This is a genomic window from Enterovibrio gelatinilyticus (assembly GCF_028683095.1).
Taxonomy (GTDB): Bacteria; Pseudomonadota; Gammaproteobacteria; order Enterobacterales; family Vibrionaceae; genus Enterovibrio; species Enterovibrio gelatinilyticus.
Window position 1 is genome coordinate 67,181 of record NZ_JAJUBC010000006.1, and the last position, 26,041, is coordinate 93,221.

The 26,041-nt window shown below is 49.1% G+C and carries 25 protein-coding genes and 1 other annotated feature; of the genes, 16 read left to right on the top strand and 9 right to left on the bottom strand.

Features of this window, described 5'->3' with window-relative positions; genetic code table 11:
* Window positions 1-69: 69 nt before the first annotated feature.
* The 3 genes from LRP50_RS07010 to LRP50_RS07020 form a co-directional block, all read right to left on the bottom strand.
* Window positions 70-1,455 carry an aspartate aminotransferase family protein gene (locus tag LRP50_RS07010; protein WP_274163749.1) on the bottom strand — a complete coding sequence of 462 codons (1,386 nt, stop codon included), beginning with the start codon at window positions 1,453-1,455 and terminating at the stop codon, window positions 70-72.
* Between the two features lie 70 nt (window positions 1,456-1,525).
* Window positions 1,526-2,872, bottom strand: coding sequence for a glutamine synthetase family protein (locus tag LRP50_RS07015; RefSeq protein ID WP_274163750.1), 1,347 nt, complete (start codon window positions 2,870-2,872; stop codon window positions 1,526-1,528).
* Window positions 2,859-3,638 (bottom strand): gamma-glutamyl-gamma-aminobutyrate hydrolase family protein, encoded by a 780-nt coding sequence (locus tag LRP50_RS07020; RefSeq protein ID WP_274163751.1) that lies wholly within the window; start codon window positions 3,636-3,638, stop codon window positions 2,859-2,861. The genes LRP50_RS07015 and LRP50_RS07020 overlap by 14 nt, the downstream gene beginning before the upstream one ends.
* Window positions 3,639-3,965: 327 nt before the next feature.
* Between LRP50_RS07020 and LRP50_RS07025 the strand changes: the two genes are divergently transcribed.
* From LRP50_RS07025 to pseI, 16 genes are all read left to right on the top strand, one after another.
* Window positions 3,966-5,375 (top strand): glutamine synthetase family protein, encoded by a 1,410-nt coding sequence (locus tag LRP50_RS07025; protein WP_274163752.1) that lies wholly within the window; start codon window positions 3,966-3,968, stop codon window positions 5,373-5,375.
* Window positions 5,376-5,484: 109 nt separating this feature from the next.
* Complete coding sequence (locus LRP50_RS07030; RefSeq protein ID WP_274163753.1) at window positions 5,485-5,985, top strand: YchJ family metal-binding protein; 501 nt, start codon at window positions 5,485-5,487, stop codon at window positions 5,983-5,985.
* Window positions 5,986-6,045: 60 nt separating this feature from the next.
* Window positions 6,046-6,234 (top strand): hypothetical protein, encoded by a 189-nt coding sequence (locus tag LRP50_RS07035; protein ID WP_274163754.1) that lies wholly within the window; start codon window positions 6,046-6,048, stop codon window positions 6,232-6,234.
* Between the two features lie 362 nt (window positions 6,235-6,596).
* Window positions 6,597-6,736, top strand: a sequence feature (His leader region).
* Window positions 6,737-6,807: 71 nt separating this feature from the next.
* Entirely contained in the window at window positions 6,808-7,704 is an 897-nt protein-coding gene (gene hisG, locus LRP50_RS07040; protein ID WP_274163755.1) for an ATP phosphoribosyltransferase, read from the top strand.
* Between the two features lie 3 nt (window positions 7,705-7,707).
* A complete protein-coding gene (gene hisD / locus LRP50_RS07045) occupies window positions 7,708-9,000 on the top strand; it encodes a histidinol dehydrogenase (protein ID WP_274163756.1) in 1,293 nt (430 codons plus the stop codon).
* 20 nt (window positions 9,001-9,020) lie between these two features.
* The gene (gene hisC / locus LRP50_RS07050; protein ID WP_274163885.1) at window positions 9,021-10,061 is read left to right on the top strand and encodes a histidinol-phosphate transaminase; all 1,041 of its coding nucleotides are present in this window, start codon (window positions 9,021-9,023) and stop codon (window positions 10,059-10,061) included.
* A 37-nt stretch (window positions 10,062-10,098) separates the two neighbouring features.
* Window positions 10,099-11,166, top strand: coding sequence for a bifunctional histidinol-phosphatase/imidazoleglycerol-phosphate dehydratase HisB (gene hisB / locus LRP50_RS07055; RefSeq protein ID WP_274163757.1), 1,068 nt, complete (start codon window positions 10,099-10,101; stop codon window positions 11,164-11,166).
* A gap of 10 nt (window positions 11,167-11,176) precedes the next feature.
* Entirely contained in the window at window positions 11,177-11,773 is a 597-nt protein-coding gene (gene hisH / locus LRP50_RS07060) for an imidazole glycerol phosphate synthase subunit HisH (RefSeq protein ID WP_274163758.1), read from the top strand.
* A 6-nt stretch (window positions 11,774-11,779) separates the two neighbouring features.
* Window positions 11,780-12,517, top strand: coding sequence for a 1-(5-phosphoribosyl)-5-[(5-phosphoribosylamino)methylideneamino]imidazole-4-carboxamide isomerase (gene hisA, locus LRP50_RS07065; RefSeq protein WP_017008890.1), 738 nt, complete (start codon window positions 11,780-11,782; stop codon window positions 12,515-12,517).
* Window positions 12,499-13,272 (top strand): imidazole glycerol phosphate synthase subunit HisF, encoded by a 774-nt coding sequence (hisF, locus tag LRP50_RS07070; RefSeq protein ID WP_017008889.1) that lies wholly within the window; start codon window positions 12,499-12,501, stop codon window positions 13,270-13,272. Before hisA ends, hisF begins: the two co-directional genes overlap by 19 nt.
* Window positions 13,269-13,901, top strand: coding sequence for a bifunctional phosphoribosyl-AMP cyclohydrolase/phosphoribosyl-ATP diphosphatase HisIE (gene hisIE, locus LRP50_RS07075; protein WP_274163759.1), 633 nt, complete (start codon window positions 13,269-13,271; stop codon window positions 13,899-13,901). Before hisF ends, hisIE begins: the two co-directional genes overlap by 4 nt.
* Before the next feature lie 241 nt (window positions 13,902-14,142).
* Entirely contained in the window at window positions 14,143-15,309 is a 1,167-nt protein-coding gene (pseC, locus tag LRP50_RS07080; RefSeq protein ID WP_274163760.1) for a UDP-4-amino-4,6-dideoxy-N-acetyl-beta-L-altrosamine transaminase, read from the top strand.
* A gap of 9 nt (window positions 15,310-15,318) precedes the next feature.
* Entirely contained in the window at window positions 15,319-16,020 is a 702-nt protein-coding gene (gene pseF, locus LRP50_RS07085) for a pseudaminic acid cytidylyltransferase (RefSeq protein ID WP_274163761.1), read from the top strand.
* On the top strand, window positions 16,017-17,084 hold the full coding sequence (gene pseG / locus LRP50_RS07090; RefSeq protein WP_274163762.1) for a UDP-2,4-diacetamido-2,4,6-trideoxy-beta-L-altropyranose hydrolase: 1,068 nt from the start codon (window positions 16,017-16,019) through the stop codon (window positions 17,082-17,084). The genes pseF and pseG overlap by 4 nt, the downstream gene beginning before the upstream one ends.
* On the top strand, window positions 17,084-17,656 hold the full coding sequence (gene pseH, locus LRP50_RS07095) for a UDP-4-amino-4,6-dideoxy-N-acetyl-beta-L-altrosamine N-acetyltransferase (protein ID WP_274163763.1): 573 nt from the start codon (window positions 17,084-17,086) through the stop codon (window positions 17,654-17,656). The genes pseG and pseH overlap by 1 nt, the downstream gene beginning before the upstream one ends.
* Window positions 17,653-18,702: a pseudaminic acid synthase gene (gene pseI, locus LRP50_RS07100; protein WP_274163886.1), complete on the top strand. Its 1,050-nt coding sequence runs from the start codon at window positions 17,653-17,655 to the stop codon at window positions 18,700-18,702. Before pseH ends, pseI begins: the two co-directional genes overlap by 4 nt.
* 99 nt (window positions 18,703-18,801) lie before the next feature.
* Here pseI and LRP50_RS07105 read toward each other — a convergent pair whose 3' ends face one another.
* From LRP50_RS07105 to LRP50_RS07130, 6 genes are read right to left on the bottom strand one after another with little or no spacing between them, the layout of a single operon-like run.
* Window positions 18,802-19,803: a formate dehydrogenase subunit gamma gene (locus tag LRP50_RS07105; RefSeq protein ID WP_274163764.1), complete on the bottom strand. Its 1,002-nt coding sequence runs from the start codon at window positions 19,801-19,803 to the stop codon at window positions 18,802-18,804.
* Between the two features lie 47 nt (window positions 19,804-19,850).
* A complete protein-coding gene (fdh3B, locus tag LRP50_RS07110; RefSeq protein ID WP_028025033.1) occupies window positions 19,851-20,456 on the bottom strand; it encodes a formate dehydrogenase FDH3 subunit beta in 606 nt (201 codons plus the stop codon).
* A 15-nt stretch (window positions 20,457-20,471) separates the two neighbouring features.
* Window positions 20,472-23,327, bottom strand: a complete 2,856-nt coding sequence (locus LRP50_RS07115; RefSeq protein ID WP_274163765.1) for a formate dehydrogenase subunit alpha — start codon at window positions 23,325-23,327, stop codon at window positions 20,472-20,474.
* A gap of 25 nt (window positions 23,328-23,352) precedes the next feature.
* A complete protein-coding gene (locus LRP50_RS07120; protein ID WP_274163766.1) occupies window positions 23,353-23,562 on the bottom strand; it encodes a twin-arginine translocation signal domain-containing protein in 210 nt (69 codons plus the stop codon).
* A 49-nt stretch (window positions 23,563-23,611) separates the two neighbouring features.
* Complete coding sequence (locus tag LRP50_RS07125; protein ID WP_274163767.1) at window positions 23,612-24,223, bottom strand: TorD/DmsD family molecular chaperone; 612 nt, start codon at window positions 24,221-24,223, stop codon at window positions 23,612-23,614.
* 9 nt (window positions 24,224-24,232) lie between these two features.
* Entirely contained in the window at window positions 24,233-25,936 is a 1,704-nt protein-coding gene (locus LRP50_RS07130; protein ID WP_274163768.1) for a 4Fe-4S binding protein, read from the bottom strand.
* Window positions 25,937-26,041 lie beyond the last annotated feature (105 nt).

Consider the following 26,041-nt stretch of genomic DNA (forward strand, 5'->3'; position numbering starts at 1 on the left):
TATCCAATCTGGCGTGATGGTTTGCATACACAAAAGTGCACGCATCAAGATCATCCTTTCTATATAACGCTACACCGCGCCAAGCGCTTGAAGTTGCTCGAAGGTGAGATCCAAGGCCAAACGTGCTTTTTCCACAAGTTCATCCACTTCCGAATGTGAGATGACAAGAGGTGGGCTGATGATCATGGTGTCGCCGCAAGCCCGCATAACTAGGCCATTCTCGACACTTTTGTCTCGGCAGATCCCACCTATACCGACAGATTCATCGAACCGAGCACGGGTTGCTTTATCTTTCACCAACTCAATGGCTGCGACTAAACCAAGGCCACGCGCCTCTCCCACCAATGGGTGATCAGCCAGTGTTTGCCATTTAGTCTGCAAATACGGCCCAATGTCCTCTTTGACATATTGAACCAAGTGCTTCTCTTTCATTACGTGAAGATTTTCTAGCGCGACGGCAGCAGCAACAGGGTGCCCTGAATAGGTATACCCATGATTAAACTCGCCACCTTTTTCTTCAAAGGTATGTGCAACTCGATCGCTGACGATCACGCCGCCCATAGGGATATATCCCGATGTCATGCCTTTGGCGATCGGCATAAAATCAGGTTTGATACCAAAGTGCTGGCTGCCAAACCATTCACCCGTTCGACCAAAACCACAGATCACTTCATCGGCGATCATCAAAATGTCGTACTTGGCGAGAATTCGATTTATTTCAGGCCAATACGTTGAAGGAGGGATCACAACGCCGCCTGCGCCTTGAAAAGGTTCCGCGATAAAGGCGGCGACTTTGTCTTCACCTAATTCGAGAATGGCTTTTTCAAGTTCTTGCGCTGCTTGAGTACCAAACTCTTCAGGAGAAAGATCACCCCCTTCACCAAACCAATACGGTTGAGGGATATGATGAATTCCAGGAATCGGTAAGCCGCCTTGTTGGTGCATGGCTTTCATTCCGCCAAGGCTTGCACCCGCAACCGTCGAGCCGTGATAGCCGTTATGACGGCCAATAATAGTGAACTTTTCAGGCTGGCCTTTAACGGTCCAATAATGACGAACCATTCGCAGCACCGTATCGTTTGATTCAGAACCCGACCCAGTAAAGAACACCTGATTCATATGGTCGGGTGCCAAGTCGGCAATCTCTTTGGCAAGCTCCACCACGGGTGGATGTGCACATTGGAAAAAACTGTTGTAATAAGGAAGTTCCAGCATTTGTTGATAGGCAGCATCTGCTAATCGTTGCTCACCGTAACCAATATTGGTGCACCAAAGCCCAGCCATACCATCTAGAATACGGTTACCTTCACTGTCCCAAATATACACGCCTTGCGCACGCACAATCATTCGTGCGCCTTTCTCTCTAAGCGTTTTTGAATCGCTAAACGGGTGTAAATAGTGCGCGTTATCCAGCGCTTGCAATGTCTCAGTACTTTGTTGTCCGACGTGTGTCATCACGACCTCCACATCCTTGTCAATGAATTGAATACCAACCTAGCAGGCGGCCTTCCCTACGCTGTTGTCATTACACCGTCAACAACAGGAATTCGCGCTCCCAAGAACTAATGACGCGTTTGAAGTTTTCCTGCTCTTTACGCTTCACTGCGATGTAGCCTTTAGCAAAGGCATCGCCTAAATACTCAGAAACCTCATCACAGTTCTCCATGCCTTCAAGCGCACTTTCAAGGGTATATGGCAACACAGGACTGCGAATTTCATAGTTACGACCTTGTGCTGGGGGGGTTGGTTTGAGCTCTTTTATCATGCCGATGTAGCCACACAGCAAACTCGCTGCGATCGCCAAATAGCTGTTTGCATCCGCGCCCGGAAGGCGGTTTTCAACACGACGGTTTTGCGGTGAACAACTTGGCACACGCAAACCACAGGTACGGTTTTCTTCTCCCCACTCCACATTCACAGGTGCGGAAGTATCAGGAAGAAAACGGCGGAATGAATTTACATTGGGTGCAAACAAAGGAAGCATTTGAGGAATGAACTGCTGCAATCCTGCGATGTGTCCATGGAACAAGGACGAGCTGGTGCCGTCTTCGCTGGTAAACACGTTCTTGCCCGTTTTGACATCCAGAATGCTCTGGTGCAAATGCATGGCACTACCCGGCTCATCAGTAATCGGCTTGGACATAAAGGTGGCGACCACATTGTGCTTGAGCGCGGCTTCCCTAAGCGTGCGCTTGAAGACGAAAACCTGATCAGCAAGTACCAATGGATCGCCGTGACGGAAATTGATTTCCATCTGAGCGACACCTTCTTCGTGGATCAAAGTATCAATCGACAATCCCTGAGTCTCACACCACTCATACATGTCTTCAAATAACGGATCAAACTCGTTAGCTGCATCAATAGAAAACGACTGACGCCCTGTTTCAACACGCCCGGAACGCCCAATTGGCGGCTCTAGTGGCAAATCAGGATCGGCACTTCGCGCAGTGAGGTAAAACTCCATCTCTGGCGCCACCACAGGTTTCCAATTTTTATCTTCGTAGAGCTTGAGTACTTTTTTAAGAACATTTCGAGGCGTCAGGTCAATGGGATTACCCATTTTGTCGAAGGTGTCATGAATGATCTGTGCAGTTTTTTCAATCGTCCAAGGCAGCAAGTACACTGCGTCTTCATCTGGCTTACAAATGAAGTCGATATCGGCCTCATCCAACAGCGCGTAGTAAATGTCATCATCAACATAGTCACCGGTCACAGTTTGAAGCAATACGCTCTCAGGCAGGCGCATCTCACCCTCACTGATGAACTTATCAACTGGTGCGATTTTTCCTCGTGCAATCCCCGAAAGATCACCAACGACACACTCTACCTCTGTGATTTCATTGTCTTTTAACCATTTTTTAAGCTTGCTCATAGTCTTTCTCACGCGATTTCGCTCTTCTTCTGCAGGCATCCCCGAATACTTCGAAGATAGCTGAATAAAAAGGATTTTTTGTGACCATCCACTCAGGATGCCACTGAACCCCTAATGCGAAATTTTTAGCCTCTATGACAGAGAATGCCTCTATCAACCCATCTGGCGCAGTTGCTTCCGGTCGCAAACCCTTACCTAACTGATCAATTCCTTGAGTATGAACAGAATTGACTTCGGCAGAGGTGCGACCCCACGCCTCGCAGAGAAGGCCTCCGGGTTCGATCGTAACGGTATGAGAAAGGCCATATTGAATATCGACACTGGCCGTTTTGTCTTCACGGTGCTCTATAAAACCACCAACTTCATGAAGCTTTTGATGCAAGGAGCCCCCCATTACCACGTTCATTTCTTGAAACCCGCGGCAAATGGCCAGAACTGGCACGCCCATTTCCAGTGCTAACTTCATTAGCGGCAAAGTTGTGGCATCACGTTTAGGATCATGATCCGTCCCCGCATCGCTGGGGGTGCCATGATAATGATGAGGTTCTATGTTAGACGGTGACCCTGTAAACATAAGGCCATCTAGTGAGGAAAGAAGCTGCTTCATCGGCAACGCTTCACCTAAAGCAGGAATAATAAGTGGACAGCACCCGGCGCCATCAACGACAGCATTCACGTACTTCTCACCCGCAATATGAAAAGGGTGTAATCCTAACTGAGTGCTACACCCTGTCACGCCGACTAATGGAGAAATTGAACACCGCATAACCATCCTTTGCTCTTTCATTACCCCAAACTGAGGGATTGATAAATGGCCTGCCCCACCACTTACCACACTTACTGCGTTCGTTTTTTCACACGCTACACGTTAAAAATAAATTACGCAAGTGACCAAAGCAACAAAAACAAGCTATTTATTTATCATTTTATTAACATTGCTAATCACCTGATTTACCCGAGCTTATCGCATTGATTTGAAGGAGTAATATGTATTTTGTGACTTGTGACGCGGTTGACATTCTCATGCGTTTACTATTCACTCAATGGTAACCACATGAGTGGTTAATATAATTTACACTTAGGTAGGTGTTTAATGCGATATCAAACAGACAGGGAAATGTTCACGCCTAAAGATACAAATCTACCGGACGTTCAAGAGGCTATTCAGTTCCTCGAAGCCAACCCCGATATTGAATTTGTTGATTTGTTATTGCTTGATATGAACGGCATTGTGCGCGGTAAGCGCATAGAAAAAGACAAGCTACCAAAAGCCTACGAACAAGGTATTGCCTTACCTATCTCTATCTATGGAATGAACATTAAAGGTAACCCCGTCGAAGAAACTGGGTTGGGCCTAGAGATCGGTGAATCCGACGCAATTTGTTTTCCAGTGACCGGGTCACTCACTCGTCAACCTTGGCAAAAGCGCCCTATTGCCCAAGTCATGCTCGAAATGTATGAGAAAAGTGATACGCCATTTTTTGGCGATCCACGAATGATTCTTCGCCGCGTATTACGCCAAATACAGGAACGAGGCTTCAACCCCGTATCAGCGTTCGAGCTAGAGTTCTATCTCATCGACAGCAAGTCACCTAATAAAGCGCCATTGCCACCTATCTCGCCGATTACAGGTAAGCGTCCTGAAAACACGCAGGTCTATTCATTGGATGATTTAGACGAATACGCCGATCTTCTTACCGACATTATCGACGCAGCACGAGAGCAAGGGCTACCTGCTGATACCATTGTTGCCGAATCAGCTCCGGGTCAATTCGAAATTAATCTCAAACACACCGATGACGCACTGGCTGCGTGCGACCATTCAATATTGCTCAAGCGCGTCATTAAGCAAGTCGCTCACGATCACGATCTCGACGTCACTTTCATGGCAAAGCCCTATGCCGATCAAGCTGGCAATGGGATGCATCTGCACATCAGTTTACTCGATGAACAAGGGCACAACGTTTTCCAGCCTGAAGAAGACGCTCAAGTTACCGATACGATGCGCTACGCTCTAGGTGGACTGCTTGAATTGATGCCACAGTATTTTTCTATCTTGTGTCCAAACATCAACTCGTACCGTCGTTTCAGTCCTGAATTTTATGTTCCAAACGCAGCAACATGGGGATTGGAAAATCGCACAACCGCGCTTCGCATTCCCGGTGATGTTCCCCAAGCCACAAGAATTGAACATCGCGTCGCAGGCACGGATGCAAACCCCTATTTAATGATGAGCGCATTTCTTGCGTCGATCATGCATGGGATTGATAACAAGATTGAACCTTGCGACCCCATTGTCGGGAATGCCTATGATGTAGACACAACCCCCTTACCCACGAATCTTCGTGATGCTTTAAGGTCATTGTCATCTTCTGACGTGATGCGTCAGTTCCTTGGCACAGACTTCGTTGATGTGTTTGTTACCTGTAAAGAGAAAGAACTTGAGGAATTTGAACAACATATTACCAATTTGGAGTATGACTGGTACCTTCACGCCTTTTGATGGGAAATCATGCTGACACGGTCTTTGTGCTGTGTATTGATCATCTATGTTGACTCTTTCTGATTAGCCTTCGAAAATGAGCCGGATTTCATTAATTCGGTTCACTTTCATGACTGCAAAGCTCTCTACATTTTCCACCACCGCACCCTGCCCTTGCGCTAGCCAAAAGCCATATGGTGATTGCTGTGAGCCCATTCACCTTGAACACAGCAAGGCCGATCACCCAGAAAAGCTCATGCGCGCACGTTATAGCGCTCATGTGGTGGGTTTGGTGGACTTCGTCGTGGATACCTACCACACCTCATGCCACGCTGAAGCGCATCGCGATGCCATCGCTTCTTCAGTAAAAAGCAAATGGCAAATGCTTCAAGTTCTGTCGAGTTCTGTTGATGACAGTGGACGACAAGGTTTTGTCGAGTTCAAAGCGCATTATGTGGAAAATGGCACACCTTACTGCCTGCATGAAAAGTCGCGCTTTGTTGCTGAAGATAGAGATGGAGAAAGCTACTGGTATTACATCGACGGAGAATACCCAAAAGCTGACAAAGTGGGACGAAATGATCCGTGCCCATGCGGTAGCGGCAAAAAACACAAGAAGTGCTGTGGTTAAAAAACACTCAAGTCACATCAATTAACGCCGATAACATAGGGGAACAAATCATGAGGATGAATGATGACTTGGTTCCCCAAATTAACAGAATCACCGCTCAAGAAAGTCGGCACGATCTTGAAACAAGATCAAACGAAATCGAATGCCGAGCGCGATATCGAAAATGACGAGCAAGAGGCATCGAACAGCGAAACCGCCAATAGCACAGACAAAAAGAAAAAAGACGGGTTACTTGATATTTACGTCTAGAGCTCGTTAAACACATAAGACTGCAAGAAAATTAAATTTATAAAACGAAGGCATCGCCCTGTAGCCATGAGGGTAGCGAGATTCACCCCTCAATAAGTGTTCTAAAAAAGAGTCATCTAACTGTCACCAAAGTGTCTTCCAAATGCGAGTCAACTCAGCATTTCTCGCCTTTCCCTATGAACCCCTTCCGTAAATGTAGAAATCCACAAATTACTTGTTGCAATATTTAATGAGTTTGTTAGTGTTGATGCCAAGTAAACGTTAAACCTATTTAGCACACAATTTGTGAAAATCGTGTTCTGGTTTACACAAATACGCAGACAAGGTAGTCAAGTAAACATGCAAAAATCGCTCATGACCATTCACCATCATCACCATCCTGAGTAGTCTTTCGGGAACATTGGTTTCGACTGGAAGACAAGGATTAGGTTCTTCCAACGGTCATTGAAAGCGAACACAAGATTCAGACCCCCGGAAGCGAACCTTCCGGGGGTTTTTTACATTTTAGGATTAAAAATTGTGGCAACGTCTTCTAGAAGGAAGCGTTAAAGCCAAAGATACAGGGAATAGATCATGCAAACTGAACGTTTAAGAATCGCTATACAAAAGAAAGGCCGCCTAGCAAAAGAGTGCTTTGAGCTGCTAAAACGCTGTGGCGTTAAAATTAATGTTTCTGGCGACCGTCTTGTGGCGCACGCTGAAAACATGCCTATCGACCTATTGCTGGTGCGCGATGACGATATCCCAGGCCTCATCATGGATGGTGTGGTTGACCTCGGTGTTATCGGTGAAAACGAGCTAGAAGAAGTTCGCCTAGAACGCGTTAAAGTTGGCGAGCCAAGTGAATACAACAAGCTGCGTCGCCTAGACTTTGGTGGTTGTCGTTTATCTGTCGCTGTCGAAAAAGACCAAGACTATAACGGCCCTCAAGATCTCGCTGGCAAGCGCATTGCGACGACCTATCCAAACATCCTTAAATCTTACCTTGATAAGCAAGACGTTAAGTTCAGTACCTGTATGCTCAACGGCTCTGTGGAAGTGGCACCTCGTGCTGGCCTTGCTGATGCCATCTGTGACTTGGTATCAACCGGTGCAACCCTAGAAGCAAACGGCCTGAAAGAAGCCGAAGTGATCTTCCGTTCAAAAGCCGTGCTTATCCAACGCACTGGCGAATTTGCTTCAGACAAAGTTGAACTTATTGAACGTCTACTTACGCGTATTAACGGCGTGATTAAAGCGAAAGAATCCAAATACATCATGCTTCACGCACCGAGCGAAACGTTGGAAAAAATCGTTGAGCTTCTACCGGGCGCAGAAGATCCAACCATCCTTCCATTGGCGCACGACAAACAGCGCGTAGCTGTACATCTTGTCAGCACAGAAAACCTGTTCTGGGAAACCATGGAAAAACTGAAGGACTTGGGTGCGAGCTCCATTCTGGTGCTGCCAATTGAGAAAATGATGGAGTAAGCCATGAAAACGGTGGTTTGGAAATCTCTCAGCGATGAACAACGCGATGCCTTGCTGGAACGCCCAGCAATCAGCGACAGCGCATCTATCACTGATGCTGTTACTAGCGTGCTTCGCGACGTACGTGAAGGTGGCGATGCAGCGCTTAAAGCCCTTACCGAAAAATTCGATAAGGTTGTGCCTGAATCCATCCGTGTTAGCCAAAGCGACATTGACAGTGCCGAAGATCGTTTAGGCAATGAAATCAAACAAGCGCTGAAACAAGCCTACACAAATATTGCCTGTTTCCACAAAGCACAAAAAGCACAGCCACTGACGGTCGAAACCATGCCGGGAGTGGTCTGTGAGTTGGTGACTCGCCCTATCAACCGTGTTGGTTTGTACATCCCTGGCGGTAGTGCCCCCTTACCATCCACCGTATTGATGTTAGGTGTTCCTTCACAAATCGCTGGTTGTCGTAAAGTAGTGTTGAGCTCCCCGCCACCGATTGCAGACGAAATTCTGTATGTCGCGAAGCTTTGTGGAATCGACGAAGTGTATAACCTTGGCGGCGCACAAGCAGTGGCTGCGATGGCTTATGGCACAGAAACCGTCAGTAAAGTGGACAAAATTTTCGGCCCGGGCAACGCCTTTGTGACCGAAGCAAAACGCCAAGTCAGCAATGATTTCAAAGGCGCAGCCATTGATATGCCGGCAGGACCTTCTGAAGTGCTTGTGATTGCCGATGAAGAAGCGGATGCAGATTTTGTTGCCGCAGATTTGCTGAGCCAGGCAGAGCACGGTCCTGACTCACAAGTGGTGCTGGTAACACCTTCTCCTGTATTAGCAGAGAAAGTGGCAGACGCTGTTCAGCGCCAACTAGAAACCTTGAGCCGCGCAGACATCGCCAGCAAAGCCCTTGGTTCTAGCTTGATTATCATTGCCGACAGTCTGCCGCAATGTATCGCTATTTCGAACAACTACGGCCCTGAGCACTTAATCGTGCAGACCAAAAATCCACGTGAATCACTGCCACTGCTTGATAATGCAGGCTCGATTTTCCTTGGCGCTTGGTCACCAGAGTCTGTGGGCGATTATGCGTCAGGCACCAACCACGTGCTGCCAACCTATGGTTTTACGCGTACCTATTCAAGTCTTGGACTTGCAGATTTTAGTAAACGTATGACCGTACAAGAGTTGTCAGCCGATGGCCTACAAGCACTGGCACCTACCGTGGTTGCCATGGCTAATGCTGAGGGGCTAGACGCACACAGAAATGCCGTCACGCTTCGCATTGAAAAACTCAACAAAGCTTAATTTTAGGGGTTGTTATGGATATTGAGAAGTTAGCCCGTAAGGACGTTCAAGCATTGACCCCTTACCTGTCTGCTCGCCGTTTGGGCGGACAAGGTGACGTTTGGCTAAACGCCAACGAATCACCGTTCAACAATGAATACGTGGTCAACGGAAATAGCCTAAACCGCTACAGCGAATGTCAGCCCGAGCCGCTGATTCGCGCTTACGCAGAGTATGCCGGTGTTCGACCAGACCAAGTGCTGACCTCTCGCGGTGCCGACGAGAGCATTGAACTGCTGATCCGCACCTTCTGTGAAGCCGGTGAAGATTCCATTCTGTTCTGCCCACCAACATACGGCATGTATTCCATCAGTGCAGAAACCTTCGGCGTTGCGCGCAAAACCGTGCCGTTGACAGAAGACTGGCAGCTCAATATGCCAGAAATAACGAAACAGATTGATGGCGTTAAATTGGTGTTCGTTTGTAGCCCAAACAACCCAACGGGCAACCTGCTGAACCGTGGCGACATCGAAGCATTGCTTGAGATGACCGCAGGTAAAGCGCTGGTGGTTGTCGATGAAGCGTATATCGATTTCTGCCCTGAAGCGTCGACGGTCGATCTTTTGGTGCGTTACCCGAACCTTGCGATTTTACGCACCATGTCGAAGGCCTTTGCCCTTGCAGGTCTTCGTTGTGGCTTCACACTGGCGAATACGCAAGTCATCCAACTGATGTTGAAAGTGATCGCGCCATACCCAGTGCCTGTGCCTGTGACAGAGATTGCTTGCCAAGCACTGTCCGAAGTGGGTCTAGCACGCATGAAATACCAAGTGCTTGACCTATGCGCCAACCGCGCATACCTGCAAGCAGGCCTTTCTATGCTGCCGGGTGTCCAGGTGTTTGACGGTTACGGTAACTATCTTTTAGTAAAATTTGAAGACGCGGAACTGCTGTTTACCGCCCTGTGGGATAACGGCATCATCCTAAGACGCTCACCAATTGAAGGCTGCATTCGCATTAGCGTCGGTAACCGAGAAGAGTGCGAAAAAACCCTGACCTTTATCCGCCAACAATTGGCGTGAAGCAGGAAGCAAAGGACGTATTGTTAAGGAAAGCAATGTGAAAGAAAAAATTCTCTTTATTGACCGCGATGGCACTTTGATTGTTGAGCCGCCTGTAGACTTCCAAGTCGACCGCCTCGACAAACTCAAGTTCGAACCTTTCGTGATCCCAGCACTTCTTGCGCTGCAAGATGCAGGCTACAAATTAGTGATGGTGACTAACCAAGACGGCTTAGGCACAGACAGTTACCCGCAAGCAGATTTCGATGCGCCACACAACATGATGATGGAGATTTTCGAATCTCAAGGCGTGAAGTTTGCTGATGTTCTGATTTGTCCGCACTTCGACCACGAAGACTGTAGCTGCCGCAAGCCTAAACTCGGCTTGGTGAAAGACTACCTGCAACAAGGCCGTGTTGATTTCAAAACCTCTGCTGTGATTGGCGATCGTCACACTGATATCCAACTGGCAGAGAGCATGGCAATACGTGGTATTCAGTACAACCCTGAAACCTTGGGATGGAAGCAAATCTTAAAAGATTTGACCACCAGCCCACGCGTCGCCTCTGTGACCCGTACCACCAAAGAAACCGACATCAACATCACGGTGAACTTGGATGAAACCGGTGGCAATAGCATCAGCACCGGTTTGGGTTTCTTCGACCACATGCTGGATCAAATCGCGACCCACGGCGGCTTCCAAATGAAAGTAGCGGTGGAGGGCGATCTACATATCGACGATCACCACACCGTTGAAGACACCGCATTGGCACTAGGCCAAGCGCTAAAAGAAGCGCTGGGTAACAAACGTGGTATCGGCCGTTTCGGTTTCAGCCTACCAATGGACGAGTGCTTGGCACAATGTGCGTTGGATTTGTCAGGTCGCCCTTACCTGAAATTTGAAGCCAGTTTCTCACAAGAGAAAGTCGGCGACCTTTCAACAGAAATGGTCGAGCACTTCTTCCGTTCATTGACGGATACCATGGCGTGTACGCTGCACCTGTCTTCAGATGGCGATAACACGCACCACATCGTGGAAAGTTTGTTCAAAGCCTACGGTCGCACTCTGCGTCAGGCTATTCGTGTTGATGGCAATGAACTGCCAAGCAGCAAAGGCGTCCTCTAAGGAGAGAGAAATGAGCAAGATTGTCATTATCGATACCGGATGCGCCAACGTGAGCTCAGTGCGATTTGCCATTGAGCGTTTGGGTTACGACGTGACGATTAGTCGTGACCCTGCGGTTGTCTTGGACGCAGACAAGCTATTTTTGCCAGGTGTAGGTACGGCAACAGAGGCAATGAAAAACCTTGAAGAGCGCGACTTGATTGCGCTTGTTCAGCAGGTGAAACAACCTCTGCTTGGCATTTGCCTTGGTATGCAACTTCTGGGGAATTCCTCCCAAGAAGGTAAGTCTGACGTGAGCTGTTTAGGCCATGTGCCTGCGAGCACCTCGTTGATGGACACGGGCGATTTACCTTTGCCTCACATGGGTTGGAACACAGTGACACCTGTCGATAACCACCCGCTGTTTAAAGACATTCCAGAAAACAGCTATTTCTACTTTGTACACAGCTACGCCATGCCAGAAGGTGACTACACCATTGGCCGTTGCGATTACGGTCATGCATTCAGCGCCGCGGTGCAAAGCGGTAACTACTATGGTGTGCAGTTCCACCCTGAGCGTTCAAGCAAAGCCGGTGCGCAGTTAATCAAAAACTTCTTGGAGATGTAATTAGGGATGATTATTCCAGCGTTAGATTTGATCGACGGACAAGTGGTTCGTCTTTATCAAGGTGACTACGGACAAGTTACCGAATACAAAGTGAACCCAAGTGAGCAATTCGCGCTTTACCATAAAGCGGGCGCTAACTGGCTTCACCTTGTTGATTTGACCGGTGCGAAAGACACGTCTGCGCGCCAAATCTCCATGATCAGCAGTTTAATTGAAAGCACCCCCGCTAACATCCAAATTGGTGGTGGCGTACGCAAAGAAAGCGATGTGGTTGAACTGCTTCGTGCAGGCGCAAAGCGCGTTGTTATTGGTTCAACTGCAGTGAAACAACCTGAAATTGTAAAAGGCTGGATGGAAAAATACGGCCCTGAGCAAATCGTGTTGGCACTGGACATCAACATTGATGACAACGGCAACCGCATTGTAGCAGTTTCAGGTTGGCAAGAAGATTCAGGCGTGACCATCGAAGCGCTGCTTGAAGACTTCTTGAAGGTTGGCTTAAAGCATGTGCTGTGTACTGACATCTCTCGCGACGGCACACTGGCAGGCTCGAACGTTGAACTCTACAAAGACCTTTGCGCCGCTTACCCAAGCGTTCAATTCCAATCATCCGGTGGCATCGGCTCGTTGGCAGACATTGAAGCCTTGAAAGGCTCTGGCGTGGCGGGTGTTATCGTCGGCCGGGCGCTGCTGGATGAGAAATTCACCGCTGAGGAGGCATTCGCATGCTGGCAAGAAGAATAATTCCGTGTCTTGATGTTCGTGATGGTCAAGTGGTGAAAGGCGTTCAATTCCGTAACCACGAAATCATCGGCGACATCGTCCCCCTTGCTGCGCGTTACGCGGCTGAAGGCGCAGACGAGCTGGTGTTTTACGATATCACCGCATCAAGCGATGGCCGTGTTGTCGACAAAAGCTGGGTTGCGCGTGTGGCTGAAGTCATCGACATTCCTTTCTGTGTGGCAGGCGGCATTAAAACCGCAGAAGACGCCAAGCGCATTCTGGAGTTTGGTGCAGATAAAATCTCCATCAACTCCCCTGCTCTCGCTAACCCAGAACTCATCACTGAGCTTGCTGAGAAATTTGGCGTGCAATGCATCGTCGTCGGTGTCGATTCGTATTTCGACAGTGAAACAGGAAAATATCAGGTATATCAATTTACTGGCGACGAAGCGCGCACCAAAGCGACCAAATGGGAAACCCGTGACTGGGTGCAGGAAGTGCAAAAACGCGGCGCTGGCGAAATCGTGTTGAACATGATGAACCAAGACGGCGTTCGCAACGGTTACGACCTCGACCAACTCAACATGGTCCGTGAAGTGTGCCATGTACCACTTATCGCCTCTGGCGGTGCAGGTGAAATGGTTCACTTTAAAGATGCATTTGAAAAAGCCAACGTGGATGGCGCGTTAGCCGCCTCAGTTTTCCATAAACAAGTCATCAATATTGGTGATTTGAAACAATACCTAAAACAAGAAAATGTGGAGATTCGCTTATGAGCCAGACAGAAGGAAACGCAGCACTGGCTGAACGCATTAATTGGGACAAAGTTGATGGCCTAGTGCCTGCCGTTGTTCAAAATGCAAAGAGCGGTCAAATGCTTATGCTGGGTTACATGAACCAAGATGCCCTAGCAAAAACCCTAGAAACCGAGCAAGTGACGTTCTGGTCACGCACCAAGGAGCGTCTTTGGACCAAAGGCGAAACCTCTGGCAACGTGCTGCAACTCAAGAACATCGACCTTGATTGCGACCAAGACACCCTGCTTGTGCAAGTCGACCCTATTGGCCCAACCTGCCACCTCGGCACAGAAAGCTGCTTCGGCGATGACGACGCAAACAAACCTTCCTTGGTGTTTCTTCATCAATTGGAGCAGGTGTTGGCATCCCGTAGAGGATCCGATCCTTCTACATCTTATACTGCGTCGCTTTACGCTAAGGGTACCAAGCGTATTTCGCAGAAAGTGGGTGAAGAAGGCGTTGAAGTCGCGCTTGCAGCGACGTCGGGCGATAAGGAGGAATTAATCAATGAATCCGCAGACCTGATGTACCACTTGATGGTGCTTCTGCAAGACCAAGGTTTCTCACTAGAAGACGTGGCAAACAAGCTAAAAGAACGGCACAAGTAAGCAAAAACGTGAATACTTATGACATGAAAAGGCAACTTCACAAGAAGTTGCCTTTTTTTTCGACACCTAGTCACGCTGCAGGCAAATTTCCACCAATTGCATACTCACTCTGCGATAAAATGATTTATAAACATTCACTCATTGCAAATTTCACCTTTCAGCAATTTCTACTCAAGTCGAATACTTCGGCATTAAATTTGCTGTGAATATGGATGTGTTTTGCTCAATAGATCGAGAACAGATGCATAGCTATAGCCGACAATCAATAAATCAGGCTGATATAGAAGCCGTCATCGAAGCATTACAGTCCGAATACATCACTCAAGGGCCGAGAGTTTTAGAGTTTGAAAGAACCATCGCCTCAAAGGTTGGGGCGGAATACGCGGTGGCTGCGAACAGCGCCACATCCAGCCTGCATTTGGCCTGCCTCGCGCTGGGACTGAGCGCTGGCAAGCGTTTGTGGACGTCACCGAACACCTTCGTCGCGTCTGCTAACTGTGGCTTGTACTGCGGTGCAGAGGTCGACTTTGTCGATATCAACCCAGCCACTTACAATCTTTGCCCGATAAAACTCGAAGAGAAACTGATTGCCGCTGAACAGACTAATCAACTTCCTGATGTGTTGGTTGCCGTACACATGTGCGGACAAAGCTGCGACATGGCAGCCATTGGCCGTTTAGCGAAACAGTATAACTTTCGTGTGATTGAAGATGCCTCCCATGCCATTGGCGGAAAATACCACGACGAGTATGTCGGTAACTGCCGACACAGTGACATCACGGTATTCAGTTTCCATCCCGTAAAAATTGTCACCACTGCCGAAGGTGGTATGGCGGTGACCAACGACGCTGAGCTGGCAAAAGCCATGGAGAGCCTGCGAAGCCACGGGATCACACGCGACCCTTCTGAGCTAAAAGACGTTAACCAAGGCGCTTGGTACTACGAGCAGCACGCGCTTGGATTCAATTACCGCATGACGGATTTACAAGCCGCGCTAGGCGTGTCCCAATTAACCCGCCTTGATGAGTTTGTTGAACGACGCAATCAGCTTGCCCAGCGCTATAACGAGAAACTGGCCTCTCTGCCGCTTATCACACCGACATTACTTGGCAACTGCAAATCGGCATGGCATTTGTATGTAATTCAGCTTGCGGAACCTTCTTGCCGCCGCCGTGTGTTTGACACGATGCGCGAACAAGGCATTGGTGTGCATGTTCACTATATTCCCGTTCATACCCAGCCCTACTATCAAGCGTTGGGGTTCGATTGGGGGCAATTCCCCGTCGCCGAAGACTATTACCATGCGGCACTCAGTTTGCCTTTGTTCTTCGACATGACGGAAGACGAACAAGATCAGGTGGTTGCAGCGCTTTCCGACGCTATCTCGTCGGCGCTGAATATCAGCTAAAAGGACAATATGAAAGTTTGTATTATCCCTGCCCGTGGTGGCAGCAAACGTATTCCGGGTAAAAACCTGAAGACCTTCATCGGTCAGCCTATTATCGCCTATGCCATTGATGTGGCAAAAAAGTCCGAATTATTCGACCGCATCATCGTCTCCACAGACAGCGATGAGATCGCCCGCGTCGCGCTAGCATTCGGCGCAGAAATCCCCTTCCTTCGCCCTGCGGGTATTGCCAATGACCACGCCACAACGCTAGATGTCATTAAACATGCGATTGAGTGGCTGGAAGAAAATGACGATCGTCCTATCAGTGCCGTTTGCTGTCTTTACGCAACAGTGCCGTTTACCCGCCCTTCTGATCTTGAAGAAGGGTTAGCCTTACTGGCTGAGAACAACACCCAATATACCTTTGCCAGCACGCGCTTTTCCTTCCCGATCCAGCGCAGCATTCGCATGAATCAAGAAGGCAACGTAGAGATGTTCTGGCCTGAACATTTCTCCACGCGCTCACAAGACTTAGAACCTGCATTCCACGATGCAGGTATGTTCTATTGGGGCAAACCGAGCGCATTTGTGTCAGGTTTACCTATTTTTGCCCCGCATTCTAAATCGGTTCAAATCCCGCACTTTCGCGTTCAGGATATCGATGAGCCCGATGATTGGGTGCGCGCCGAAATGCTTTACGAAATTCTCTCACAGCGAGGCGAGCTGTGAACGTTGTTATCCGCGTCGATGCCTCAAACCAAATTGGTACAGGGCATGTCATGCGCTGTTTGGTGCTGGCGAAAAAGCTTCTTGAGCGCCGCCACAATGCCACCATGTTGAGTCGCGAATTAACGGGCAACCTAATTGATTATTGCCGCCAGCAAGGTATCGTCGTCATTGCCTTACCAGCGATAGAGGAAATCGTCACCTCTGACCGTAATGACTACCAGCACTGGTTAGGCGTAAGCCAAGAAGAAGACGCGAAACAGTGCCTATCGGCTCTCAAAGAAACGCCTTTTGATTGGGTGGTGTTCGATCACTATGCGCTGGATACCCAGTGGCAATCGTTGATGAAATGCCAAGGCGCAAAAATCTTCGCCATTGATGATCTCGCCAATCGTCAACATAATTGCGAGATTTTATTCGACCACAACCCTTGGCCTAACTTCGAACATCGTTACCACGCTTTGGTGCCTGCATCGTGTCAGCAACTGCTTGGTCCCAAATTCGCTTTGCTGCGCGACAGCTTTGCCTCGCTCAGAAAAGCCCGCCGAGAAGACATCAAAAACCAAGTCATTGCGTTTTTCAGCGGCACAGATCCAACTGGCGAGTGCTTGAAACTTCTCTCGGCCTGCCAACAGATCCCCAACTTGCCCTTTCGAGTGGTACTGGTTTACGGCATGTCGAACCCAAGGGAAGCAGAGTTACTGGAGAAGCCGTTACCCGCTTTTGTCACCTTAGTAAAGAGCCTGCCCGACTTTGAAACCGAACTGGCGCATTCTCGCTATGCGTTTGGTGGTGCCGGGGTCAGTGCTATCGAACGCACCTGCTTGCGCTTACCAAGTACGCTGGTATCCGTGGCAGAGAACCAGCGGGAGATGGCTGAGCACCTCGCGAAGTCGGGGCTTTATCGTTACCTCGGTGTAAGCGATACAACCACACCAGCCTGCTACTCCAATGAACTTGATTGGTTAGCGGAACATTGGGATTCCTTGCCTTGGCGATTGCCTGAATCGGACATTGATGGTGACGGTGCGAACCGCGTGGTTAATGTCATGGAGGCCGCCTCCTAATGCCGCAAACCTCTTCCATGAACGTATCACTAAGAGCCATGACCAAAGACGACCTCGATGTTGTTCGTCAATGGCGAAACGCCCCTGAAACCCGCGAGAAAATGTTCACGACCCACGAGATCAAGCCCCATGAACATGCAACGTGGTTTGAACGCATACAGCACGACAATACGAAGCGCTTTTACGTGGTGAGTATTGAAGGTACAGATATCGGTATGGTGTCGTTCACAGACATTAATCAAGAAAGTGGACGCGCTGAATGGGGGTTCTACAAAGCCCCAAATGCGCGTGCAGGCGTTGGGCTTGTGATACTGCATGCTGCATTAAACCATGCCTTTAACACACTTAGTTTGCAGCAGGTTGATAGCCGCGTGTTAGCCATCAATCCCAAAGTGCTGCACTTGCACAACAAACTCGGTTTTACCCAACTTGGCGAAGCCATTGCGTACGACGCAGACGAGAACGCTATCCCTTACTTTGATTTCGCGTTAACCATCAACACTTGGCGTTTACGCGAGCCAAGCATCACACAACAATGCCAATCCAACCCGCAGCAGAGCAAGACACTATGACGCAATTCATTACGATTGATGGGCGCAAGATTGGCCCAGACCAAAAGCCTTACATCATTGCTGAAATGTCTGCGAACCATAATGGCTCACTGGAACGCGCCTTTCAAACCTTAGCCATGGCGAAACACGCTGGGGCAGATGCGGTAAAAATGCAGTCTTATACCGCCGATACCATTACCTTGAATTGCGACGCTGAAGAGTTTCAAATTCATGGCGGCCTGTGGGATGGGCGCTCACTGTATGATTTGTACCAAGAAGCCCATACCCCATTCGATTGGCACAAACCGTTGTTTGATAAAGCACGTGAACTGGACATTACGCTGTTTTCCTCGCCATTCGATTTCACTGCCGTTGATCTGCTCGAAGATCTTAACGCGCCTGCCTATAAAATTGCCTCGTTCGAAGCTATCGACTTGCCGCTGATCCGTTACGTGGCGCAAACAGGCAAGCCAATGATCATTTCTACGGGCATGGCAAACGATGAGGAAATCGCTGAAGCCGTTGATACCGCAAAAGACAATGGATGCCAAGAATTGGTGTTGCTACATTGCATCAGCGCCTACCCTGCACCTGCATCGCAAAGCCATTTACGCACCATTCCAGATTTAGCAGAACGTTTTGGTGTCATAGCAGGCCTTTCCGATCATACCCTCGGCACAACCGTGTCCGTCACGGCTGTTGCACTTGGCGCTTCAGTGATTGAAAAGCATGTCACTTTGAGTCGAAACGACCCAGGTCCTGATTCCACGTTCTCTTTAGAACCTGACGAACTCGCGACATTATGCCGAGATACAGAAACCGCATGGCAAGCGCTAGGCCAAGCAGGCTATCAACTCAAAGACGCCGAAAAGGGTAACAAGCAGTTTCGTCGCTCGCTGTATGTCAGCCAGCCAATGAAAGCAGGCGACACCTTCACCGTAGATAACGTGCGCAGTGTCAGACCCGGGTTTGGCTTAGCGCCGAAATACTATGATGATGTTATTGGCAAAACAGCTAAAACGGACATTCCGTTCGGTACCGCGCTTAACTGGGATTTGATTGATTGAGACCCACACCATACATCACTTAGCAAAAAGGCTTGCCGAAGCAAGCCTTTAACTCGTAACACGGTACATCAAGCATTACGACAACTTCGACCTAACGCTCTAGGCTTTTTGTTCATCCGTTGCCGATGTTTTCGTGGTTGACTCAGGTAAGTTCTGGACTTCTTCTAACCAAAGCTTGTGGTGCTGTTTCGCCCACGTTTCGTCGACATACCCTGTTGCCATGCCTTCAAGTGCACCTTCTGTACCGACTGTGCCGATATAGATGTGACCAAATGCGGCGGCCAGCAAACCCAAGGATGCGATGCCATGGATCACGTTGGCGATCTGCATGTCTGCGCGGGTTTGTCCAAAAATCGGAAAATCCATCACTAACCCAGTCACGCAAACCACTACGCCGACTGTTGCGAGCAACCAGAACCAGATTTTTTCACCGCCATTACAAAATCCCGCATCAGGGTGCTTACCGTTAGGTAAAATCCCACCACCTTGCTTAAACCATTCAATGTCGACCTTATTGATCATGTTGTTCTTGAACCATTTCACCAACATGCAAAGTAAGCCAAGAACGAACAAAGGCCCCAAGTAGTTATGCGATAGCTTCGCCGCGTAAATCAAGCTTCCCCAGATAGCATCTGGCGCAACAGGTTTAATGAAATGTCTACCGTACAAAAGAACAATGCCGGAGAACCCCAAGATCAAGAAATTGATCGCGGTAAACCAGTGCATAGCACGTTCAAATGGTGTCCATCGCTTTACCTTCTTACCGGAACGCTTGTCTGACAGTTCGATACGTCCCGCCCAGAGGTAAAACAGCAGCAAACTTAACGCAGACGCCCCAATGAAAATCAACCCAATAGGACTTACCCATTGATTTCTCACTTCACGCCAACGCTGTCCATCAACATTGATTAGCTGACCGGCTTCCGAACCATTAGCAACCGTAAACCCCTTTTCTCCAGACCGTACTTCTCGCCAAAACTCTGGCCCAGCCAATTGCACCATCTCTTTCTGTGGATCGGCTTTCTCAGCGGTTTCCGCAAACGACATGGGCACAGTGAAGGCAGCAATCACCATCAGCATGGCGAGCAATGTTCTAAACATATCTCCTCCTCGTGCTGCTGGATATTTCCAGCAGCTTTCCATGCTCATCAGCTTTTTGATGCGTCGTACGCAAGGTCGTTGCCGTTTGTCCAACCTGCACCTTTCGCGCCGCGTTCAACCACACGCTGACGGAAAACAGCAGATATTTTCTCTGCGTCCCCCGCTAGCAATGCCTTGGTGGAACACATCTCTGCACAAAGAGGTAGTTTCCCTTCAGCAATGCGGTTAGCACCGTAAAGCTCTCGTTCTTTAGCAGAACCATCAGGTTCAGGACCGCCCGCACAGAAGGTACATTTATCCATTTTCCCACGCTCACCAAAGGCTGCGGTTTTCGGGAATTGAGGTGCACCAAATGGACAGGCAAACAAGCAATATCCGCAACCAATACAGGTTTCTTTGTTGTGCAGGACAATGCCATCTTCGGTGCGATAAAAACAATCTGCCGGACATACCGCCATGCAAGGCGCATCGGCGCAATGCATGCAAGAGACAGAAATTGAGTTTTCGCCTTTTTCACCGTCATTTAGTGTGACGACTCGACGACGTTGAATACCCCAGGTAACCACCTCGGAGTTCGCGTTACTACAAGCGGTGACACACCCATTGCACTCAATGCAGCGTTTGGTATCACACATAAATTTCATATCGGCCATCGTGTATGCTCCCTATTACGCTGGAATGATCTTACAAAGGGTAACCTTGGTTTCCTGCATGACAGTCACCGGGTCATAACCATAGGTGGTTGCCGTGTTAGCGGACTCACCAATCACAAACGGCTCTGCACCTTCAGGATACTTATCGAGCAAGCTTTCCCCTTGATACACACCACCAAAGTGGAACGGCATGAATGCCAATCCTGCGTAAACGCGTGGTGTGATCATGGCTTTGACCTTGACTCGGCCTTTGTCAGCCCCTTCAACCCATACATCTTGTCCATCAACAATGCCGAGGTTGTTAGCATCAACAATGTTGATCTCAACGAACATTTCTTGCTGGAGCACTGCCAACCAAGGATTTGAACGCGTTTCTTCACCCCCACCTTCATATTCGACCAAGCGGCCTGATGTCAGAATAATGGGGTAGTCTTTAGCCGCATCAATATCTTGAATAGACTTGTACAAGGTAGGAAGACGATAAATATCGGCTTTGTCATCCCACGTTGCATACTCAGGAAGTAGGTCGCGACGAGGCGTGTAAAGCGGTTCACGGTGAAGTGGCACGCGGTCTGGGAATGTCCACACAATCGCTCGTGCTTTCGCGTTCCCGAAAGGCATACAACCATGATTGATGGCAACACGTTGAATACCGCCAGACAAATCGGTTTTCCAGTTTTTACCTTCAGCAACCACCTTCTCTTCAGCGGTCAAATCATCCCACCAGCCAAGTTGCTTGAGCATCTTATCGGTAAATTCTGGGTAACCGTCTTCAAGCTCACACCCTTTTGAATAGCTGTCGACAGCCAATAGGCTCTTACCTTCGTATTCCACACCAAAGCGCGCTCGAAAGTTACCGCCACCTCGAGCCACTTCTTTCGACGTATCGTAAAGAATATGTGTACCTGGGTGTTTCATTTCTGGCGTTCCCCAGCATGGCCAAGGCAGGCCATAGGTTTCACCGTTAACAGGGCCGCCCTGCGCTTCAAGTGTTGTGGTATTGAAGGTATGCCAATTTTTCTGGTGCTCTTTAATACGCTCCGGACTTTGGCCTGTATAACCTATAGTCCACATGCCCTTGTTGAACTCTCGAGTGATGTCTTCAACAACAGGCTCATCGTTTTTCACCTCAATGTTTTTAAACAATTGATCTGAAAAACCGAGCTTTTTCGATAGCAAGTACATGATGGTGTGATCGGGTTTAGAGTCGAACAGCGGTTCAATCACCTTGTCACGCCACTGCAAAGAGCGGTTAGAGGCAGTCACCGACCCAGTCGTTTCAAACTGTGTCGTTGCGGGGAGCAAATAGACGCCATTCTGACGATTGTTCATGACCGCAGCCACGGTTGGATAAGGGTCGACGATGACCATCAAATCCAATTTTTCCATCGCCTTACGCATTTCTGGTCCACGAGTCTGCGAGTTAACCGCATGCCCCCAGTAGAACATGGCGCGAATATTCGATTTCTGCGCGATCTTATCTTTGTCTTCCAGTACGCCATCTATCCAGCGAGACACAGGAATACCATTGCTGTTGATCGGTTTTGAACCGTTATATTCTGCAGGGTCAAAACGGTCTTGGACCCACTGATGATCAACGTCCCACACTTTCGACCAATGTTTCCATGCGCCATCAGAAAGACCGTAATAGCCTGGCAATGTATGAGAAAGCACGCCTAAATCAGTCGCGCCCTGCACGTTATCGTGACCGCGGAAGATATTCGCACCCCCACCAGACTTACCGATGTTACCCAGAGCTAATTCGAGCACACAGTAGGCGCGAGTATTGTTGTTCCCTGTGGTGTGCTGAGTCCCCCCCATACACCAAACCACACAACCGGGTCTGTTATCCGCGAGAATTTTCGCCGCCTGATACATATCATCGCGACCAACACCAGAGACACGCTCCACTTCTTCTGGCGGCCACTTGGCCACCTCCTCGCGAATCTCGTCGAGACCGAAAACACGCTGATGAATGTATTCTTTATCTTCCCAGCCGTTATCAAAAATATGCCACAACAAGCCCCAGATGAAGGCAATGTCAGTACCCGGACGCAATGAGACGTAATGGTCCCCTTTTGCAGCGGTGCGCGTGCGACGCGGATCAGCAACAACGATCTTACAACCGTTCTTCTCTTTCGCTATCAAGATATGCTGCATGGCGACAGGGTGAGCTTCCGCAGGGTTAGAGCCAACAAAGAGCATCGACTTACAGTTATGCATGTCGTTAAAGGAGTTGGTCATGGCCCCGTAGCCCCACGTATTGGCTACCCCTGCCACTGTCGTGGAGTGACAAATTCGCGCTTGGTGGTCGACGTTGTTCGTGCCCCAAAGCGATGCCATTTTACGGAACATATAGGCTTGTTCATTGCTGTGCTTTGCAGATCCTAAGAAGTAGACCGCATCAGGGCCCGACTGCTCACGGATATCCAGCACTTGGTCACCGATTTCATTCAGTGCGGTGTCCCAGCTGATCTTTTGCCATTTGCCATCGACCAGTTTCATTGGGTATTTCAAGCGGCGTTCGCCATGACCATGTTCACGAAGAGCCGCCCCTTTGGCGCAATGTCCACCGAGGTTAAACGGGTGGTCAAACGCAGGCTCTTGCCCGGTCCACACTCCATCTTGCACTTCAGCATATACACCGCAGCCCACAGAGCAGTGTGAACAAATGGTTCGTTTTTGCTCAACCGGTTTACTTGGGTCAGCATCCTTTGCTGCCACTTTTTTCATCATACCCGGTGCAAACATGCCTGCTGCGGCGATACCACCTGCAGTCGCCAAAGACGTGTTACGCATAAATGTACGGCGCGACACACCCAGCTGCTTTTCATCCTTGATGACCGAATCAGAGCGTTTGGTTAGTTTCATTGTCAAACTCCATCTTCACGCTGGGTTATAGAGAATCGTAGTAATCGCGAATATGTTGGGTTTCGCGATAACCTGATGCGTTCTTCTGCTCCGGTGCTTTCACCACGCTCTCTGCTTGAGCGGGTGTTGTTGCAACCGTTGCCACAGCACCCGCTGCGGCAGCCACACCTAGACCGGTCAGAAACTGACGCCGATTGGTGTTCTGCAGCTCTGTATCTTTTTGCTTTTCAGACATTGCTAGCTCCTTATTCTTTTTATGCCACGTCAGGTTGATGTAGGGCGTATCACCATGGACGTTGGGTAAAGCGAGTTTTTTCAATCATGAGAAATCGTTGTGCAAGCTCAGCGACAGCGGCATAAAACACCGATGCGTGAGCACGTTTCGTGTCTTCACACAGCCTTTCAAACCACGCAGCTATGTGTCGGTTAAAGAAATAAGCTTGTTCTGCTTCATTCGCTTCTTCCACCAGCATTGCCATCACTTCAAGCAACGCAGCAAAATGATCTTCAGGCTCTTTTGTCCCATCTTGGCGCTCGTACCCAAGTCGACGGAGATCTTCACGAAGCAACGCCAATGGCAGCTCCATTAACGAACCCGTTAAATACCAAGAGCCAAAAGGCACCACCTCACCGCGACCAACACCGATAAACATCAATTGATATTCATCGGCGGCTTGAGTGGGAGTCGTATTACTCGCGGTGAGCTTCAGCACCGACCAAGCCGCTGCCATCCCGGCAGGCTGCTCATCCCCTTCTGTTTCCAGTGTGGATAACCAATCCAGTGACTGTTCATCGGGTGCCTGTCGAAATAAATGCGCCAACAGGCCGTAGATGCTTTGGCGGATTTGATTGTCTTCGTTCGTCACGTCTTCGATTGCGATATCTTGCATGGCCATATCCGCCTCCTACACCTTCATCTGATTGTCTGGGTTATCAATCATGTCGGAGACGATGTCGCGCACACGACAGTCTTCACACATCGACAAGCGTTTGATGGCGTCGTCTTGGAAATGGCTGTGATTTCGTAATTTCTCAATGAGCATGTTAACCATAGAAACTGGGGCGAAAGGCTTACCACAACTGACACACTCAGCCGCCGGTTCTTCATGAATGATTTGACGTTGCTGACGCTCGTCAGCATCCCAGTTGTAGTTAGGGACCAACGAAATCACCGACTCAGGGCAGGCTTTCTCGCATAACCCGCACTGCACACAATCTTGTTCTCTAAACGTCATTCCTGGGCGATCTCCCATAGATTGCAGAGCATCGGTCGGGCACACCGCGACGCAGCCCATACACAATGTGCAATCAGAGGTGGCAATCTCAATACGTCCATACGGAGCGCCATTTGGTACTGCGCTGACGGTTGATGTCATGACGATATTGGACGCAAGAAGATCGAGCGCTTGGGCTAACTTTTCTCGCTTAGTGCCAAGCAGCTTTGCTTCATGCTCAAGTAACACGTCATCAAAGAGGTGCTGCTGAGTGAGGGACGCAAGAGGGGTAATTGAAATACGCTCTTCGGCGTGATTTAACGCATGAAGAAACGTAACCGCATTCGCCACCTCTTGTACTAACACTGCCTCCGTTTTAGCGGGGAGCAATGGAGAGGTTGCGAGCACTACCTGAGATGCACCATACGCCAGTGCGCTAAACCAAGTATCAATCCCGACAGAGGCTAGTTCTTCCAAGCGAACAGGAATAACGCGGCTTGGCAACTCTGCCAATTGCTGAGCAAGCTCCGTTTCAGAGGCTTCTGCGTAAAACAAAATAACGGGGGATTTTCCGCCTTGCTCACGGTATTGAGAGATGAGCTGGAAAACGAAATGTTGCGTGTTATCAGGATCGGGTAACGCGTAGCTGATGGCTTCTGTTGGGCATGCAGTCGCACAAGAGCCCATTCCCTGACAGAGATAAGGATTAATGGTGATCGCTTGCTCTACCGAGCTCAATGCATCGGCAGGGCATGCCTCGATACAGCGCGTACATCCTTCAAGGCCACGAGCCGAATGGGCACATCGTTCTGTGTCCAAGCGAAAAAATTTAGGCTTATCGAATGTGCCAGTCATGTCCGCCAAGGCGTCACACGCATCAGCGACACTCACTAGACCACGCCCCACAGCATAGTAACCAAGCGGCGGCAATTCTGCAGGATGGAAACCGTTCATTGATAGGTCGATAACCACATCAAATTGCGGTTTACCTTTCGCAATATTGGCGAGGTTTTGCTTCATCATTGTGTGTGTAATCAACACATCAAATGCCCCCAAAAAGCCGCTAATCTCGGCCTCTCGCGCATAGAAAAATGCCATACCTTCGGGCAGTTCAGGAGATGTGTCGTCGGTACAGACCAGCACCAAGTTGTCCGCGACTTGATCGATATTCCCCAGAGAAACTGAGTTAACGTGCACTTGATTGGCAAATGCAGCCACATCAACACCATCACCAATAACCAAGGCTAAACCTCGGCTTGCAAAAGTGACCGTTGGTGGAATCAAATTCCCCAACGTTACCGTCGCGGTCAGTGCATGTTGCCTAGCACGGCCATCTGCGTCCGTTGTTATTTCAACGAGTTGATTCAATGTTGTTATATTGTTTTTTGTCGACATTGTCTTCTTTGCCATCGTCTCGAATGCCATGGTAACTAACCGTCCTGGTTAGCACCTCGTGGACTGATTTCCTACATCGGCGTTATCAATGCGTTTTGATTAACT

Excerpts from the sequence above, each read along its gene's own strand:
- LRP50_RS07010 (WP_274163749.1), bottom strand. The coding sequence starts at position 1,455 with ATGACACACGTCGGACAACAAAGTACTGAGACATTGCAAGCGCTGGAT.
- LRP50_RS07015 (WP_274163750.1), bottom strand. The coding sequence starts at position 2,872 with ATGAGCAAGCTTAAAAAATGGTTAAAAGACAATGAAATCACAGAGGTA.
- LRP50_RS07020 (WP_274163751.1), bottom strand. The coding sequence starts at position 3,638 with ATGCGGTGTTCAATTTCTCCATTAGTCGGCGTGACAGGGTGTAGCACT.
- LRP50_RS07025 (WP_274163752.1), top strand. The coding sequence starts at position 3,966 with ATGCGATATCAAACAGACAGGGAAATGTTCACGCCTAAAGATACAAAT.
- LRP50_RS07030 (WP_274163753.1), top strand. The coding sequence starts at position 5,485 with ATGACTGCAAAGCTCTCTACATTTTCCACCACCGCACCCTGCCCTTGC.
- LRP50_RS07035 (WP_274163754.1), top strand. The coding sequence starts at position 6,046 with ATGATGACTTGGTTCCCCAAATTAACAGAATCACCGCTCAAGAAAGTC.
- hisG (WP_274163755.1), top strand. The coding sequence starts at position 6,808 with ATGCAAACTGAACGTTTAAGAATCGCTATACAAAAGAAAGGCCGCCTA.
- hisD (WP_274163756.1), top strand. The coding sequence starts at position 7,708 with ATGAAAACGGTGGTTTGGAAATCTCTCAGCGATGAACAACGCGATGCC.
- hisH (WP_274163758.1), top strand. The coding sequence starts at position 11,177 with ATGAGCAAGATTGTCATTATCGATACCGGATGCGCCAACGTGAGCTCA.
- hisA (WP_017008890.1), top strand. The coding sequence starts at position 11,780 with ATGATTATTCCAGCGTTAGATTTGATCGACGGACAAGTGGTTCGTCTT.
- hisF (WP_017008889.1), top strand. The coding sequence starts at position 12,499 with ATGCTGGCAAGAAGAATAATTCCGTGTCTTGATGTTCGTGATGGTCAA.
- hisIE (WP_274163759.1), top strand. The coding sequence starts at position 13,269 with ATGAGCCAGACAGAAGGAAACGCAGCACTGGCTGAACGCATTAATTGG.
- pseC (WP_274163760.1), top strand. The coding sequence starts at position 14,143 with ATGCATAGCTATAGCCGACAATCAATAAATCAGGCTGATATAGAAGCC.
- pseF (WP_274163761.1), top strand. The coding sequence starts at position 15,319 with ATGAAAGTTTGTATTATCCCTGCCCGTGGTGGCAGCAAACGTATTCCG.
- pseH (WP_274163763.1), top strand. The coding sequence starts at position 17,084 with ATGCCGCAAACCTCTTCCATGAACGTATCACTAAGAGCCATGACCAAA.
- pseI (WP_274163886.1), top strand. The coding sequence starts at position 17,653 with ATGACGCAATTCATTACGATTGATGGGCGCAAGATTGGCCCAGACCAA.
- LRP50_RS07105 (WP_274163764.1), bottom strand. The coding sequence starts at position 19,803 with ATGTTTAGAACATTGCTCGCCATGCTGATGGTGATTGCTGCCTTCACT.
- fdh3B (WP_028025033.1), bottom strand. The coding sequence starts at position 20,456 with ATGGCCGATATGAAATTTATGTGTGATACCAAACGCTGCATTGAGTGC.
- LRP50_RS07115 (WP_274163765.1), bottom strand. The coding sequence starts at position 23,327 with ATGAAACTAACCAAACGCTCTGATTCGGTCATCAAGGATGAAAAGCAG.
- LRP50_RS07120 (WP_274163766.1), bottom strand. The coding sequence starts at position 23,562 with ATGTCTGAAAAGCAAAAAGATACAGAGCTGCAGAACACCAATCGGCGT.
- LRP50_RS07125 (WP_274163767.1), bottom strand. The coding sequence starts at position 24,223 with ATGGCCATGCAAGATATCGCAATCGAAGACGTGACGAACGAAGACAAT.
- LRP50_RS07130 (WP_274163768.1), bottom strand. The coding sequence starts at position 25,936 with ATGTCGACAAAAAACAATATAACAACATTGAATCAACTCGTTGAAATA.